This is a genomic window from Pseudoalteromonas sp. MER144-MNA-CIBAN-0113, assembly GCF_040308965.1.
Lineage (GTDB): Bacteria > Pseudomonadota > Gammaproteobacteria > Enterobacterales > Alteromonadaceae > Pseudoalteromonas > Pseudoalteromonas tetraodonis.
This window is the reverse complement of the sequence record NZ_JBEOOG010000169.1, coordinates 1-1,193: the sequence shown is the minus strand read 5'-3', so window position 1 is coordinate 1,193 and position 1,193 is coordinate 1. Positions and strand designations below refer to the sequence as shown.

The window sequence follows — 1,193 nt, the reverse complement described above, 5'->3', positions numbered from 1 at the left end:
GTGGTGGGTGATACTGGACTTGAACCAGTGACCCTCGCCTTGTAAGGGCGATGCTCTCCCAACTGAGCTAATCACCCGCATCTAAACAACACCACATTGCTGCGTTGTTGTGGGGCGCTATTATAGATAGACTTGTAAATGTGTCAACACTTGAATGATAAAAATGTGCTGAATGAAGCTTTTATAATCAATGCAATGTAAATAGTGTTCACTTTATCAGCAAGGTAACATAAAACGAACAATAAGCAGCTTTGGCTAGGGGTTAAAATAACTATATTTATATTCACTAGAGCGAGTTCTGTTGCTTTTTAAGGATGAAAATTAATTCAATTTAGTGGTAATTGATTTGCCGAGTCAGGGTTGCAACCAAGAAATCAAAGTAAAGCTTTCTAGTTCAGATCATCCTGCCTATGTTATTCAATTGTTTAAACCACTCAAATTAGCAAGTTGTTTATCGCTTAGCATAGTTAAGCTTTACAATTAGCATTTAATAAAATCCAGCTAGGCTATGATGGAAGTAGGCCCGTTTTAGGAGAAAAGCAGTGATAACTCAATTTGCATATAAATGTATACCTTTTGAGTCCGATGTGAATAGGTGCTTTTAGTATTATAGGGTCGTTATGCTCAACTCAAACTTAAATGTGGCACACTTAACGAAGCTCATTGTTACTAAGTAGTATGAAAATCTACTTTTTAGCATGTATGATAGCCAGTTTGTTGAAAATTAAACCATTTAAATAATGTCGCACAAAAAACTGTTGACTTTATTTTGGGGGGTGCATAGAATGCGCCCCGCACTAAGCGATACACGACGTGGTTATCACAGAGCGTATTGAATAAATTGGGGCTATAGCTCAGCTGGGAGAGCGCTTCGCTGGCAGCGAAGAGGTCTGCGGTTCGATCCCGCATAGCTCCACCAATTTTTAGTGTTTGTCCTAGGGTAACAGTTTTCTGTGTCCCCATCGTCTAGAGGCCTAGGACACCGCCCTTTCACGGCGGTAACAGGGGTTCGAATCCCCTTGGGGACGCCACTTACTATTATACAGTAGGGTAGTGTTATTAAAGCTCGTCTGAATCGAGTCTAAACTTTCAGTTGTCCTAGTGACACTTTTTAGTGTCCCCATCGTCTAGAGGCCTAGGACACCGCCCTTTCACGGCGGTAACAGGGGTTCGAATCCCCTTGGGGACGCCAC

The 1,193-nt window shown here is 41.7% G+C and carries 4 tRNA genes; 3 read left to right on the top strand and 1 reads right to left on the bottom strand.

Annotated features, from left to right (window positions below):
* Position 1 precedes the first annotated feature (1 nt).
* A tRNA-Val gene (locus AAEY57_RS19210) sits at positions 2-77 on the bottom strand.
* A gap of 766 nt (positions 78-843) precedes the next feature.
* Between AAEY57_RS19210 and AAEY57_RS19205 the strand changes: the two genes are divergently transcribed.
* The 3 genes from AAEY57_RS19205 to AAEY57_RS19195 all read left to right on the top strand — a co-directional run bounded on the left by AAEY57_RS19205 (position 844) and on the right by AAEY57_RS19195 (position 1,192).
* Positions 844-919 (top strand) — tRNA-Ala (locus tag AAEY57_RS19205).
* Between the two features lie 36 nt (positions 920-955).
* Positions 956-1,031 (top strand) — tRNA-Glu (locus tag AAEY57_RS19200).
* 85 nt (positions 1,032-1,116) lie between these two features.
* Positions 1,117-1,192: transfer RNA gene (locus AAEY57_RS19195), tRNA-Glu, on the top strand.
* The last annotated feature ends 1 nt before the right edge of the window (position 1,193 follow it).